General features: G+C 37.7%; 11 protein-coding genes. 5 read left to right on the top strand and 6 right to left on the bottom strand.

Features of this window, described 5'->3' with window-relative positions; translation table 11 throughout:
- The first annotated feature begins 84 nt into the window (after positions 1–84).
- The 4 genes from FEDK69T_RS08040 to FEDK69T_RS08025 all read left to right on the top strand — a co-directional run bounded on the left by FEDK69T_RS08040 (position 85) and on the right by FEDK69T_RS08025 (position 4536).
- Complete coding sequence (locus tag FEDK69T_RS08040; RefSeq protein ID WP_035629976.1) at positions 85–1479, top strand: Do family serine endopeptidase; 1395 nt, start codon at positions 85–87, stop codon at positions 1477–1479.
- A 130-nt stretch (positions 1480–1609) separates the two neighbouring features.
- A complete protein-coding gene (locus FEDK69T_RS08035; protein ID WP_023573651.1) occupies positions 1610–3058 on the top strand; it encodes a glyceraldehyde-3-phosphate dehydrogenase in 1449 nt (482 codons plus the stop codon).
- 87 nt (positions 3059–3145) lie between these two features.
- Entirely contained in the window at positions 3146–4015 is an 870-nt protein-coding gene (locus FEDK69T_RS08030; protein WP_023573650.1) for an alpha/beta hydrolase, read from the top strand.
- On the top strand, positions 4015–4536 hold the full coding sequence (locus FEDK69T_RS08025; RefSeq protein WP_035629978.1) for a GNAT family N-acetyltransferase: 522 nt from the start codon (positions 4015–4017) through the stop codon (positions 4534–4536). The genes FEDK69T_RS08030 and FEDK69T_RS08025 overlap by 1 nt, the downstream gene beginning before the upstream one ends.
- A 54-nt stretch (positions 4537–4590) precedes the next feature.
- Here the strand turns inward: FEDK69T_RS08025 and FEDK69T_RS08020 are convergent, their stop codons facing one another.
- From FEDK69T_RS08020 to FEDK69T_RS15440, 6 genes are all read right to left on the bottom strand, one after another.
- Positions 4591–5601 carry a sphingomyelin phosphodiesterase gene (locus tag FEDK69T_RS08020; RefSeq protein WP_023573648.1) on the bottom strand — a complete coding sequence of 337 codons (1011 nt, stop codon included), beginning with the start codon at positions 5599–5601 and terminating at the stop codon, positions 4591–4593.
- Positions 5602–5730: 129 nt separating this feature from the next.
- Entirely contained in the window at positions 5731–7119 is a 1389-nt protein-coding gene (locus FEDK69T_RS08015; RefSeq protein WP_023573647.1) for a C40 family peptidase, read from the bottom strand.
- Between the two features lie 65 nt (positions 7120–7184).
- Positions 7185–7733, bottom strand: a complete 549-nt coding sequence (locus tag FEDK69T_RS08010; protein ID WP_023573646.1) for a TlpA family protein disulfide reductase — start codon at positions 7731–7733, stop codon at positions 7185–7187.
- A gap of 103 nt (positions 7734–7836) precedes the next feature.
- Entirely contained in the window at positions 7837–10101 is a 2265-nt protein-coding gene (locus FEDK69T_RS08005; RefSeq protein WP_023573645.1) for an aconitate hydratase, read from the bottom strand.
- A 126-nt stretch (positions 10102–10227) separates the two neighbouring features.
- The gene (locus FEDK69T_RS08000) at positions 10228–12999 is read right to left on the bottom strand and encodes a bifunctional aconitate hydratase 2/2-methylisocitrate dehydratase (RefSeq protein WP_035630120.1); all 2772 of its coding nucleotides are present in this window, start codon (positions 12997–12999) and stop codon (positions 10228–10230) included.
- Between the two features lie 200 nt (positions 13000–13199).
- The gene (locus FEDK69T_RS15440) at positions 13200–14381 is read right to left on the bottom strand and encodes an acyltransferase family protein (protein ID WP_023573643.1); all 1182 of its coding nucleotides are present in this window, start codon (positions 14379–14381) and stop codon (positions 13200–13202) included.
- 33 nt (positions 14382–14414) lie between these two features.
- On the opposite strand from FEDK69T_RS15440, the gene FEDK69T_RS07990 reads away from it, so the two are divergent.
- Positions 14415–15557 (top strand): hypothetical protein, encoded by a 1143-nt coding sequence (locus tag FEDK69T_RS07990; RefSeq protein ID WP_023573642.1) that lies wholly within the window; start codon positions 14415–14417, stop codon positions 15555–15557.
- The last annotated feature ends 30 nt before the right edge of the window (positions 15558–15587 follow it).

The raw sequence follows: 15587 nt of genomic DNA, 5'->3' as shown, positions 1-15587 counted from the left end.
AAAGATTGTTAAACCGTAGTTAAAGCATTTTTTCGAATTAACGAAATATCTAATTTTACTGTTAAATAAATATTTCTCAACACTATGAATAAATTTTCAAGCTTATTGATCGTATCTCTGTTAAGCGGAACTATAACGCTTGGCGCATACAAATTATTCTTCGAACCGAATAACGGCTTCGGAAGCAAATTATCGGTCGCTTCAGACAATTATGCAAGAAACGTAAACCTGGGCGGAACCGAGAACAGTGATTTAACTTCTGCTGCAGAAAGCGCAGTTCATTATGTGGTGCACGTAAAAAACGTTTCCGTTTCGGAAGTACCTACAAATCCAATCATGGAATATTTCTATGGTTACCGCGGAGGACAGCAGCAAACACAGATAGGAACCGGTTCGGGCGTAATTATTTCCCAAGACGGTTATATCGTAACAAACAATCATGTGATTCAGAACGCTACCGAATTAGAAGTCACCCTGAACAACAACAAATCATACAAAGCGAAATTAATAGGCACAGACAGTAAGATGGACATTGCCTTATTAAAGGTTGATGCCGATGAGAAACTGCCTTACGCGACATTCGGAAACTCAGACAACATGAGAATTGGCGAATGGGTCCTGGCTGTTGGAAATCCTTACAACCTAAATTCAACCGTCACTGCTGGAATCGTTTCGGCTAAGGCCAGAGATTTGAGCAATACCGGCATCCAATCCTTCATACAAACCGATGCAGCAGTAAATCCCGGAAACAGTGGAGGCGCTCTAGTTAACACCCGAGGAGAATTAGTTGGAATCAACACCATGATTTCGTCGCCAACGGGAAGTTATACCGGTTATTCCTTTGCGGTTCCCTCAAATATCACCCGAAAAATAATCGAAGACCTGATGGAATACGGAAATGTGCAGCGCGGGGCCTTGGGAGTTGAAGGACAGGAACTGAACAGTGCGGTTTCTAAAGAATTTGACATCAAACAAACTCAAGGTTTTTATGTTAACTCCGTTTCAAAAAACTCAGGAGCTGAAAAAGCTGGATTGAAAAAAGGAGATATTATAATCAGACTAGACAACCAGACAGTAAATAGTTTTTCGGACTTAACATCCTATATCAACACCAAACGACCTAATGATGTGGTTCAGGTAGGCATCCTTAGAAACAACGAAAACAAAACAGTTCCCGTAAAATTAACTAAAAAAGAACTGATCAATGTTGATTACAAAGGCTTTGAGTTTGAAGAGTTAAGCGCACAGGACAAAAAACGTTTCCAATTGAATGAAGGCATAAAAATCAAAGATGTTACTAATCAAGAATACCTGGAATATGCAGAAATTTTAAAAGGAAGCATAATCCTAAGTATTGACGGAAATAAAATAACATCGATGGATCAGGCTTCGAGAATTCTGAATTCCAAAACAAACAACCAGAGATTCAGAGTCGTATTGATTACCCAAAACGGAAAACAATTGGAAATGATATTATAAACAGGGAAACCTTTAACTGAACCCGATCAAGCGATCGGGTTTTTTTATATAATTTTTCACAAAATTATTTTCTTTAATCTGATTAAAAATCAATAATTTTGCACCAATTTCAAACAACACACATTAATATATGGACAATTCAGTTTTATACGAAAAAGAATTGGCTTTTCAGGCAGACAGAAGAAGAGCTGGAGTTGAACTTATCAAGATTATCAGCGATTTATGGTATGACAAATCGATTGAGTTGGTACTTTTCAGAAACCAATTAATCGACAGAAATGTTAGTGACATTATCAACCTGCACGAATATGCGGTTGAATTTGTTCAAAAACCAATCAACGTATTCGATTCTGTGGAAATCGCCAGAGCTATCCAGGCTTTGGATTTACCGCCATCAAGAATTGACATTGGTAAATTAACATACGAGTACCATCTAGAAGATGACAAATACAATGACGCTACAGCGTTTGTTATCGACAAGTTGAAAAACGCTAAAGACACTTCTGAAATTAAACCAAAAGATGTGGTATTGTACGGATTTGGTCGTATCGGTCGTTTATTGGCTCGTGAAATGATGTCGAAAATCGGAAAAGGACAACAATTACGTTTAAGAGCGATTGTTACCCGCGATAAAAACGATGCTGTTTTATTGGAAAAACGTGCTTCTTTATTACGTTATGACTCAGTTCACGGTGACTTCGAAGGATCTGTTACTGCTGATGTAGAAAACAACGCTTTGATCATCAACGGTTCTACAGTTCATATCATCACTGCAAATTCTCCTGAAGAAATTGATTATACAAAATACGGAATCAATGATGCTTTAGTGATTGACAACACAGGTGCGTTCACAACTGAAGAAGCATTAAGCCGTCACCTGACTTCTAAAGGAGTTGACAAAGTATTATTAACGGCTCCAGGCAAAGGTGTTCCAAACATCGTTTATGGTGTGAACCACGAAGATTACAACCCGGATGAAGTAAAAATCTACTCTGCCGCTTCTTGTACAACTAACGCAATTACACCGGTTTTAGCAGCTATCGAAGAAACTTTAGGAGTTGTTAAAGGGCACTTGGAGACTATCCACGCTTATACAAATGACCAAAACCTTGTGGACAACATGCACAAAAAATACCGTCGTGGTAGAGCTGCAGGTTTAAACATGGTTATCACCGAAACAGGAGCTGGTAGCGCTGTTGCAAAAGCATTGCCTAGTTTAGCTGGAAAATTAACTTCAAACGCTATCCGTGTACCGGTACCGAATGGATCTTTGGTAGTTTTAAATCTTGAAGTAGGCAAAAACACTTCTAAAGATGATATCAACGCTATCATGAAACGTTATGCTTTAGAAGGTAATTTAGTAGAGCAAATCAAATATTCATTGAACAACGAATTAGTATCTTCTGATATTGTAGGAACTTCGGCTCCTGCTATCTACGACAGCAATGCTACTATTGTTGCTGCAGACGGTAAAAACGTTGTACTTTACATCTGGTATGATAACGAGTACGGTTACAGCCACCAAGTTATCCGTTTAGCGAAATACATTTCTAAAGTTAGACGTTACATGTACTACTAGTAGTCAGAAATGAAATTATAATTTAAATCCGCTTCAATAAATTGAGGCGGATTTTTTATTTTTGAAAATCATCATCAATCTTTATTCATGAAAAGAGCTTTATTGTTTTTTATGCTGATATGCGAAGTAATCACAACGTCCGCCCAAAAAAGCAAGGTAAAAAATCTCATCGAACCCCAACCTTTTGTTTTAGGCGAGATCCAACAGATTAATTCAAAAATATTATCCGAGAAGAGAACGCTCAACATCTATTTACCGGAAGGCTACAAAGAAACAGACACCATCAAATACCCGGTAATTTACCTTCTTGACGGTTCTGCTGACGAAGATTTTATTCACGTAGTCGGGTTGATTCAATACAACACCTTCTCGTGGATTAACCGCATTCCGCAATCCATTGTTGTTGGAATTGCCAATACTGACAGACGTAGGGATTTCACCTCACCATCAACCTTTCCGGAAACAAAAGAACAGTTTCCCACTGCCGGAGGTTCAGAGAAATTCATTTCTTTTATTGAAAATGAGCTTCAGCCGTTTATAGCTAAGAAATACAAAACCAATGATTCAAAAACCATTATCGGTCAATCCTTAGGTGGACTCTTGGCAACCGAAATCCTTTTTACTAAACCACTTCTTTTTGACAAGTACATAATTGTCAGTCCGAGCCTATGGTGGAACGACGGTGCGCTTTTAAAAACAAAACCTTTGATTTCAAAAGCTAGTTTTTCTCAAAAAACCAGCATTTATATAGGCGTGGGAAAAGAAGGGCTTGGGCCGGTTTTTGACAATCATGTAATGGAAGTCGATGCCAATCTGTTATACGATAAGATCAAAAATTCCGAAAGCAAAAACATTCAGGTTTATTTCGATTATCTGCCGGAAGAGGATCACGCTACCGTAACCCATCCCGCATTATTCAATGCTTTTCGACTTTTATATCCCAAAAAAGAAAACTGATGAACCTACAACCCATCCTGGAAAATGAAATCGTGAAATTAATTCCGCTTCAGTTAAATGATTTTGAAGCCTTATACCAAGTAGCTTCCGATCCACTGATTTGGGAACAACACCCCAACAAAGACCGATACAAAAGAGAAGTTTTTCAAAACTTTTTCGAGGGTGCTTTGGTCTCAAAAGGCGCTTTTATCATTATCGATAAAAAAACAAACGCTGTAATTGGCAGTACTCGTTTTTATAATTTGGATCCGGAAACAAGAAGCGTTTTAATAGGTTATACTTTCTACGGAAGAAATTATTGGGGATCAACTTTTAATCCAATGGTAAAAAAACTAATGTTGGATTATGCTTTTCAATTTGTGGACATGGTTTATTTTCACATTGGTGCACACAACATCCGCTCCCAAAAAGCCATTGAGCGGCTTGGCGCGGTTAAAGTCCGCGAAATAGAAGTTGCTTATCATGGAGAACCCGAAAAACTGAATTTTGAGTATCGGATTCAGAAAGAACAATGGGCATAAAAAAACTCCCTCGTAAAAGGAGTTTTATAAAAAATCAATAACAAGACACAAAAATCAATACTTGAAAACATAGTTAATCAGCACCGGATCGTGATCGGAAACATCACCTAAATTTGGATATTTAGCTATTAACTGCTGCATTGGAGCGACCTGGTACGGCAATTTATGCTCATTGCTGTACAAAATATAATCCAGTGTATTATTATAATCTGTATACCCTTGATATTGCACCACCGTATTTTGATTGGAGTACGTTCCCCTTATGGTCAAAGGATCGAAATAATAATTCACGTTTGCATTCAAAATACCTTTCATTCCCTCATATTCTGAAGTCAACGTATATTCAACATTCATATCGCCGGCATAAATAACGGGCTCGGAAACCGGGATATGGAATTTATTTTTGAAAGCGCGCATTTCAGCAAATTGTTTTTCGCGGGTTGCTCTTCCGGGATATCCAGGCTGTTCTGAAGCAGTATGCGTTCCGAAAACATGGAATTTCTTTCCATTTTTATTAATAACCGCATAAGCTACCCCTCTGTTGGAATTCCCCTCCAAAGAACTTATTTTGTTTACATACACCAATTGATGTTTTGCTAAAATCGGATACTTACTTAGGATAATAGTCCCTCCATTAACATAGAAAATCGAATTGCCACATGCGCCACTATAGCTGTTCCAATCGTTGGGATACAGACTTGTTCCTCCTCCGGAACCACAATACAATCCCAGTAAAGGAGTTGCATAAGGATAGAGTGTTTTTATTTTGGCTAAAAATTCATTGCCGAAATTGGTATTAAAACCTTCTTCGATCACCAAAACATCAGGGGAATTCGCTCCTAAATTTGAAACATAGGTATATAAAGCTGCTGCACGGTCCCTGCTTTTATATTGCGGCATGATCGAAGGCAACTGATAAACATTGTAACTCATCACTTTAAGAGATTCGGTTACTTCTGCTAATTTAGATGATGAAGTCTTTTCTACATTGACTCCATTCTGCAACTCTTCGGTATCACAGGAAACCATAGCTGCAACAAATAAAAAATAAAGGATTTTTTTCATAAATTAAGTTTTTATCAAAACTAACTTACAAACTCAAATCACATGTTATCAAAGCTTTATTGTTTTATTAACAAAAATTTAACAATTAAAATCATTCAAAAAAAACCACAAACGACAGAATTTCTGAATTTAATTCAGAACTCGGTTAATCTGAACAAATCGTTTTGCATAATATGGTTCTTTGGTGGACGAAATTATCACACCTGAACTGGTAGATGAATGGATAAACTTGATTTCGTCATCCAAAACCTCAGTAACCATTCCCACATGGCCTACCCATCTTCCTCGCGTCGCAAAGAAAATCAAATCGCCTTTTTGGGCTTGGCTTTTATCAATTTTCACTCCCGAATTGGCTGCCATATCTGATGATGATCTAGGCAAGGTCATATCTATATTCTTAAACGTTGAAAACATCAATCCGGAACAATCAAAACCATTTTTATCAGTCCCTCCGCCTCGGTAACGCACTCCTAAATTTTCCGACGCTTTCTCAATTAGAAAATCGGCTTTCATTGCAACATCTGCAGACAATGGCAACACCTCCAACTTTCCTTCCGTAGTTTCGGTCGTGGAAGTTGAAGCAGTTTCGTTTGTATCATTACTCACAACAACCTCTTTAGTTGTCACGACCTCATCGCCTTTAGCTGCACCTTTTATCGTTAACTTTTGCCCCACATCCAAACCATTGACAATTTGAGGATTAAGCTTTTCTAACTCTGCAATGGATATACCGTAGCGTTTTGAGATACCGTACTTCGTTTCCTTAGGCGACACCTCATGAACTACTGAAACAACAGGATCTACATTATTTGTCTTCTCCTCTGTGTTTTCAATTCTGTTGCTTTCTCTTTCTTTCTTTTTCTCTTCTCTACCCTTCTTTTCTTTTACTGCTATTTCTTCTGTACCTGGAATGAATACTACATCTTTAACGTCCAACTTGTCATTTTCGATTTGCGGATTAACTATTTTCAATTCTTCAACAGAAATATTGTACTTTTTCGCAATCACATAAAACGATTCTCCAGAAGCTACACTATGTTTTTGCAGCTTTTTTTGAAGTTTATCGATTTTCTTTCTTTCAGTTTTTGAGAGTTTTTCATCATCATGTTTTGCAATCCCTTTCGGCAAAGCGAGAATCTCTCCTAATTGCAGATTATCAGATTCCAATTGCGGATTGGCATCTTTAAGCTTTTCTACCGAAGTATCATATTTTTTAGCAATGGTGTATAACGATTCACCTGATTCTACTTTATGTGATGACCCTTTGGGAATAAATTTAGCTTTCTTCTCATCCGTTTTCTTCTTGGAATTTTTTGGGATGTAAAGCACCATATCCAATTGCAACAACCCTTTAGCTTTTGGGTTTAAATCGAAAATTTCTTCTTCTGACACATCGTATTTTTTGGCAATGCTGTAAACAGACTCTCCGCTAACTACCTTGTGGCTGATTGTTTTTTGAGCAAAAACAGAAGCAGACATGAACAGAAAAAGAAAAGAAAGGGATTTTAATAATTTCATTGAGATGGGGATTAAAATTCTGGGGATAGTTTTTTAAGGTAAACGTAATTCTTGGGGAATTATTTTTAATCCTTTTTCTTTATCACACCATCAAGAACTTTTCTGAAATCATCAGAATTCCAATTAGCTGCTCCTGCATGGTCAACGACTATTCTTCCTTTTTTGGTAATCAAATAGGTTTTTGGAGCCTTATCCAGGATAATTGACTTCAATGGCGAACTGCCAGAATAATAAAACGGAAAAAGATATCCGGTATCTTTCAGGAACTTATTCACATCCGCTTGCGAATCATTAGTAACAAAAATAAAGAAGACATCGTTTTTATAATCTTCATACAATTTCGACCAGACTTTTAGTTCTTCTACCGATTCAGGCACATTCGGTGACCAATAGTTAATAATTACATCTCGATTCATGTATTCCACGAAGGAAATCATCGTTCCTGATGTACCGATCAGGTTCCAATTATAAGAAAACAACGGCATTTGCTTTTCAAAAGCTATACTTGTAGGCTCCGGTAAATCTGACCCAAAAAGCGCATCCTTAATTTTATCACTATTTAAAAATCCGACTATTCCTATAAGAATTACACCAATTACAATTATTTTCTTCATTTTATGACTTAATACAAGTTTAAGGTGTAAATATAGAAATACCATTGCTACCAACAAAAAAACGCCCCCTAATGGGAGCGTTTTTAATATAATTTTAATAGTATTAAGCTTTACCAGCCGCAATTAAGTTTAACGCAGAACCTGCAACAAACCAGCCAATCTGACCTTCGTTGTAAGTGTGGTTTGCCATAATTACATCTTTAGAACCATCAGTATGCACAAACTCTAAAGTCAATGGTTTTCCAGGAGCAAATTCCGTTAAATCTAAGAAGTTGATGGTATCATCTTCCTGAATCTTATCGTAATCCGTTTCGTTAGCAAACGTCAAGGCTAACATACCTTGTTTTTTAAGGTTTGTTTCATGGATACGTGCAAATGATTTTACTAATACTGCCTTAACCCCTAAGAAACGTGGCTCCATAGCAGCATGTTCACGGGAAGAACCTTCACCGTAATTGTGGTCACCCACAACAACAGAAGAAACTCCTGCGGCTTTGTAAGCTCTCTGAACTGCAGGAACTTCCGCATACTCACCTGTTAATTGATTTTTAACAGCGTTTGCTCTTCCGTTGAAAGCATTCTCAGCGCCAATTAGCATGTTATTTGAAATATTATCCAAGTGCCCTCGAAAACGCAACCAAGGACCAGCCATAGAGATGTGGTCTGTAGTACATTTTCCGAATGCTTTGATTAATAATTTAGCACCTGTAATGTTTTTACCGTCCCAAGGCGTGAACGGAGCCAATAATTGTAAACGATCTGATGTCGGAGATACTACCACTTCCACAGAAGAACCGTCAGCTGCCGGCGCCTGGAATCCTGCATCCTCTACATCAAAACCTCTTTTTGGCAATTCATCTCCTGTTGGAGCAACCAATTTCACTTCTTCACCTTTATCATTGATTAAAGAATCCGTAATTGGATTGAAATCCAAACGACCTGAAATTGCTATGGCAGCAACCATTTCTGGAGATGTTACAAATGCGTGTGTATTCGGGTTACCGTCTGCCCTCTTAGAGAAGTTACGGTTAAATGAATGCACGATAGTGTTTTTCTCTTGTTTGTCAGCACCTTCTCTGTCCCATTGTCCGATACATGGTCCGCAGGCATTGGTAAACACTTTTGTTCCCAATTTCTCGAAAGTAGCGATAATGCCGTCTCTTTCGATAGTGTAACGAATTTGTTCAGAACCCGGATTAATTCCGAATTCGGCTTTAGGGGTAATTCCGTGCGCTACCGCTTGTTCCACGATAGAAGCAGCTCTTGACATATCTTCATAAGAAGAGTTTGTACAAGAACCAATTAATCCCCACTCTACTTTTATCGGCCATCCGTTAGCTGCCGCTTCTGCTTTCATCTGAGAAACAGGAGTACCTCTGTCCGGAGTGAAAGGTCCGTTGATGTGTGGTTCCAATTCTGACAAATTGATTTCAATTAATTGATCAAAATATTTCTCGGGGTTAGCATAAACCTCAGCATCAGCAGTTAAATAAGACGCCACTTTATCAGCTGCGTTCACCACTGCCTGACGACCTGTAGCGGCTAAATATCTTCTCATAGAATCATCGTAACCGAAAGTAGAAGTTGTAGCGCCGATTTCCGCGCCCATGTTACAGATTGTTCCTTTACCGGTACATGACATGGACTCAGCACCTTCGCCGAAGTATTCTACGATAGCACCTGTACCACCTTTTACAGTTAAGATATCAGCCACTTTTAAAATCACATCTTTTGGAGCTGTCCAGCCGCTTAATTTACCAGTTAATTTAACTCCGATTAATTTAGGAAATTTTAACTCCCAGGACATGCCTGACATTACGTCTACCGCATCAGCTCCACCAACACCGATTGCCAACATACCTAAACCTCCTGCATTAACAGTGTGAGAGTCGGTACCGATCATCATGCCTCCGGGGAATGCATAGTTTTCCAATACGATTTGGTGAATGATACCTGATCCCGGTTTCCAGAATCCGATTCCGTATTTGTTAGAAACCGAAGAAAGGAAATCAAAAACTTCTTTTGATTGTGTGTTTGCAACCTCCAAATCGGTTTTAGCACCAACTTTAGCCTGGATCAAGTGGTCACAGTGCACTGTTGTCGGAACAGCAACTTTATTTTTTCCGGCGTGCATGAACTGCAACAAAGCCATCTGAGCTGTTGCATCCTGACATGCTACTCTGTCCGGCGCGAAATCAACATAATCTTTTCCTCTTGTGAAAGCATGAGAAGGAGTTCCTTCCCAAAGGTGGGAATATAGAATCTTTTCAGATAAGGTAAGCGGACGACCAACCAACTCACGTGCTTTATCCACACGGGAAGCCATATTCGCGTACACTTTTTCAATCATTTCAATATCAAAAGCCATAATATTTAAGTATAATTGTTAATATTATTTATTTTAAACATCACAATATACAAAAAATAGATGATATATAAAAAAAGCCTAAGTCAATAAACTTAGGCTTTTTTATATGATTAACGAATCATGCAATTATTTAACTAACTGCTTGTGAGGCGGCGCGAACTTAGTCAGGTTAATACCTTCCACAGCAGCTGTATATTCAGCTATTGTAGGGGTTCTACCAAGAATTGTAGACAACACTACAACTGGTGTAGATGAAAGCAATGATTCTCCTTTTTTCTCAGCAGAATCTTCAACAACTCTTCCTTGGAAAAGACGCGTAGAAGTTGCCATTACAGTATCTCCTTTAGCCGCTTTTTCCTGGTTACCCATACAAAGGTTACATCCCGGACGCTCTAAATACAACATGTTTTCGTATTCGGTACGTGCTGCAGATTTAGGATCATTATCATTGAATTCGAAACCAGAGTATCTCTGTAAAACTTCCCAGTCTCCTTCAGCTTTCAATTCATCAACGATATTATAAGTAGGCGGCGCTACTACAAGAGGAGCATTAAATTCAACCTTACCTTTTTGCGCTTCTACATTTTTAAGCATTTGAGCAAGGATTTTCATATCACCTTTATGAACCATACAAGAACCGATAAATCCAAGATCTACTTTTTTCGTTCCTCCATAGAAAGAAAGCGGTCTGATTGTATCGTGAGTGTATCGCTTAGAAACATCAGCATTATTCACATCTGGGTCAGCGATCATTGGCTCAGCAATTTGATCCAGATCAATAATAACTTCAGCGTAATATTTAGCATTTGCATCCGGAGTTAAAGCTGGCTTCTCGCCTGATTTAATCTCAGCAATTCTCTTATCAGCTTTATTGATTAATCCTTTCAACACTTGTTTAGCATTATCCATGCCTTTGTCGATCATGATCTGAATTCTTCCTTTTGCAATCTCTAATGATTCAATTAAAGTAGCATCTTCAGAAATACAGATAGAAGCTTTTGCTTTCATTTCTGCAGTCCAGTCAGTAAATGTAAATGCCTGGTCAGCAGTAAGTGTTCCAATATGAACCTCAATGATTCTACCTTGGAATACATTTTCTCCACCAAACTGCTTAAGCATTTGCGATTGAGTAGCATGAACTACATCACGGAAATCCATATAAGATTTCATACCTCCTTTGAAAGTAACTTTCACTGATTCCGGAATTGGCATTGAAGCTTCCCCGGTAGCCAATGCAAGAGCAACTGTCCCTGAGTCGGCACCAAAAGCAACACCTTTAGACATTCTTGTATGAGAGTCACCACCAATAATGATAGCCCACTCATCAATAGTAATATCGTTAAGAACTTTATGAATAACATCGGTCATTGAATGATAAACACCTTTCGGGTCACGGGCAGTGATTAAACCGAAATCATTCATGAACTTCATCAATTTCGGAATGTTTGCCTGGGCTTTTTTATCCCATACTGAAGCTGTATGGCAACCTGATTGGTAAGCACCATCAACGATTGGCGAAATAACAGTTGCTGCCATAGATTCCAATTCCTGAGCAGTCATAAGACCAGTCGTGTCTTGTGAACCTACAATATTAACTTCTACGCGAACATCAGAACCGGCATGTAGCACTTTCCCTGGAGTCGTTCCAACAGCATTTCTGTTAAAGATTTTTTCTACCGCTGTAAGACCTTGTCCTTCGTGAGAAATTTCTTTTGACGGAGCAAATACAACAGGAGCTTCAATTCCTAAGGTTTTCGCAGCAAATGTTTGGATTTTTTTACCAAATACGATTGCATATGATCCACCCGCTTTGATAAATTCCATTTTTTGTGGTGTAAAAGCTTTAGAAATATCCATCAGCTCTTGCTCTCCGTTATATAGTTTCTTTGTTTTCGTATTGATTGTAAGAACAGTTCCTGTCGCTACAGAATAGGCTTCTTCTAAAATTGGCTCTCCATTTTCATTACGAACCACATTACCATTTTCATCTGCCTTTTTCACCCAGTTTTTAAGGTCAAGACCAATACCACCGGTAACATCAACTGTAGTTAGGAAAATTGGAGAAATACCGTTTGTACCACCAACAATTGGAGCAATATTAACAAACGGAACGTAAGGGCTAGCTTGTTTACCAGTCCAAAGCGCCACGTTGTTTACTCCTGACATTCTTGACGAGCCTACACCCATTGTCCCTTTTTCAGCAATCAACATCACAGATTTATCAGGATGTTGTGCCTGCAAAGCTTTGATTTCCTCTTGTGCTTGAGGAGTAATCATACATTTACCATGAAGTTCACGATCTGAACGAGAGTGAGCCTGGTTACCTGGCGAAAGTAAATCCGTTGAAATATCGCCTTCTCCGGCAATAAAAGTAACTACTTTGATTTCTTCAGCTACTGCCGGAAGCTTCGTAAAAAACTCAGCCTTAGCATAACTTTCAAGAATCTCATTTGCGATTGCGTTACCGCTTTCGAATGCTTTCTTTAAACGGTCAGTATCTGCATCATAAAGGTAAACTTGTGTTTTAAGAACGTTAGCCGCTTCTTTTGCAATAGAAGCATCATTACCTAATGCTAAATCAAGCAATACTTCAATTGAAGGACCACCTTTCATATGCGACAACAACTCAAAAGCAAAAGCAGGCGTGATCTCTTTTACAACTGATTCGCCCAGAATGATCTCCTTTAAAAACTTAGCTTTTTCGCCAGCAGCACTTGTGGTTCCCGGCAAAGTATTGTAGATAAAAAACTTAAGAGAATCTTCACGATGTGGACTTTCTAAATCCTTAATTTGAGCAATGATTTCGCTTAATAATTCAGCTCCATCAATTGGCTTTGGGTTAAGCCCCTGAACTTTACGTTCTTCAATTTCTTTGATGTAATCTTTATAAACACCCATCTCATTATCAAAAGCCATAATATGAATAAGTTATGTTATTATTAGTTTTATTTTTAAGTGGCACAAATTTAATCAATCTCAACCTAATTAAAAAATATTTAGCATTTCATTAATTTCAAGAGAATATTATTTATAAACATTCTATTTTAATGCAGATAACTTAACAAAATCACCCAGAAACGTAATTTTTTTACGAATACTTAATTTTTAGATTTTATTTTGTCAAATCGTAAAAAAACGGGCTTTAATTTTAAGAAATCGGCAGAATTATTTTTATCCCGAAGATCCATTATAGGTTTTTCAAAGTAGTTATACAGCAGATAACTCAGAAAAAAAACAACAAATAAGTAACATAGGACAAAACCACAAAGCTGCATTCCGGAAAATTTTGACGCATCAACAAAATACTTCATAATGACCGAGATCACACTATAATGAAGCAAATAAACACTATATGAAACCTTACTAACAAAAAGGACCACCTTTGAAATCACACCGCCAGAAGTCTCCCAGTTAACAAAAAAAGGAAGCCCCAAAGCAATGGTCAGAGATGAAAATGTAAAATAAAATACAATAAAATAAAAAGGTTTGGTCATAATATCGACACCCAATACATTGAGCACAACAAATTGCAGAAAGAACAAATGGCAGGAAATGATAAACAGGTAAACACAATACCTCTTAAGAATCTCTTTGTAATAATAATGTACCCAGGCTACCAAAAAACCAGTTAAAACAGAGTCGATTCTGAAAACCACCAACGATTTCACGGCCAGGTTCCAGGTTTGCATATCCGAAATCTTAGTATTCAGAAAAAAAGCATACCGCAACAGATGGAAAAACAGTATTAGAATAACGGAAATAAATAAAAACCCAATTTTTTTATTGTTTTTGAACATCCTATATCCAAAAAACAACACCAAAGGAGCTACAACATAAGTCCATTCCTCTACCGCCAAACTCCAAGACTCCGCAAACACTCCAATATCATATTTTGAAAAATTCTGAATAAAAAAGAAATACTTCCAGCATCTGCTAATATCATACGAGAAAAAAGATGCAATGACTATATTGATTAACAACACTAAGTAGTAAGCCGGCAATGTCCGAAACCACCTCCTTTTCAAAAAAACAAACAAGCTCTTTGCAGTGAATTCCTCCGACAAAAACATTTTAAGCAGAATGGAACCAATTAGAAAACCACTCAACACAAAAAACAACTCCACTCCGGCAAAACCAAACAGACCACTTACTGAAATCAAAAGCGGATTTGTGCTGCCAATCAGATAATAAACATGAGAAAACAACACAAACAATATCGCGAATGCCCTTACCAAATCCAAACCAAAGATTCTGTTACTATTGTATTTTTCTAACTTCATTTCTGTTATTTTTGCCAATATTCTTATAAACCAATGTTGAAACGTCCAAAGATATATAAATATTTAACCTTTAGTTTTATCCTTTCAAGTCTTTTTGGAGCGGTAATTTACACCCAACTTACCAATCGACACAAGGCAATTATAAAAACACTGCTTCTTCATAAAACGGGTTTGGTTGATAGCGACTGGCATATAGACAATAATCAAAAAGAATATAAAATGGCCTCCCCTACTTTTATAATTGACGGTATATACAAGTCAATGGAAGGACCAAAAGCATCGCGCTACATACAGCTAAACCAATCCGACAGCCTCGTATGGATTACTGGATTTAATGTAAAAGCCGTCGACGCCAAAACCAACGAAACACTTACCAACGATTATATCTGCCACATGAATGTCGACATTAATGACACCCAATATTACAATCATTGGAAATTAGAGGATCGCATCGGAAAACAATACCCTAGAATGACTTCATTGTCGCATGGATTGGAACATTTCGATTTCCCGAAAGGGTACGGCGTACCAATTGTCGGCACCGATTTTTTGTTTGTCACAACACAGACCCTGAATCACAATCAACCAAACATTTTTAAGAAGATAAAACACGAGGTTTCCATAAAATATGAAGCCTACAATAAAACGCAAAAACCTTTAATGAGTAAAACGGTTTATATTCAGTTGCCGTTTGACAAGTATGATCCATTCAAAGAGCCGCTGGATCCTTCCAGCAACCAATGCATTCCGGTAGAAACCAAAAACCACACTTATTGCGATAAAGCAGGAAATATGCTATCCGGACATTGGGTTATCCCTCAAGGAAAAAGGACCTTCAGAAGTTCCATTACAGAACAATTACAGATTAAAGACAGTGCCCGATTACATTTTTCGGCTCCTCACGTACATCCTTTTGCCACTTCAATCAGCATGTTTGACAAAACCGAAAATAAAACGGTTTTCACTTGCAACATTACTAATTATAAAAACAAAATCGGTTTAGAAAATATTGCTACTTTCAGTTCCGAAAAAGGCATTTGGCTGCACGGAAAACACGAATACGAATTGATTATGACTTGCAACAACACTTCAAAAGTGGATCAGGATATGATGGGAAGCATGTTTTTGTTTTTTTATGACAAGGAACTGGATGAGAAAATTCAGAAAAAAATATAAAAAAAGGCTCGATTAACGAGCCTTTTTTTA

The sequence above is a fragment of the Flavobacterium enshiense DK69 genome (assembly GCF_000498495.1).
GTDB classification, from domain to species: domain Bacteria; phylum Bacteroidota; class Bacteroidia; order Flavobacteriales; family Flavobacteriaceae; genus Flavobacterium; species Flavobacterium enshiense.
The sequence above is the reverse complement of the archived record's forward strand: the minus strand, read 5'-3'. Positions and strand labels throughout refer to the sequence as shown.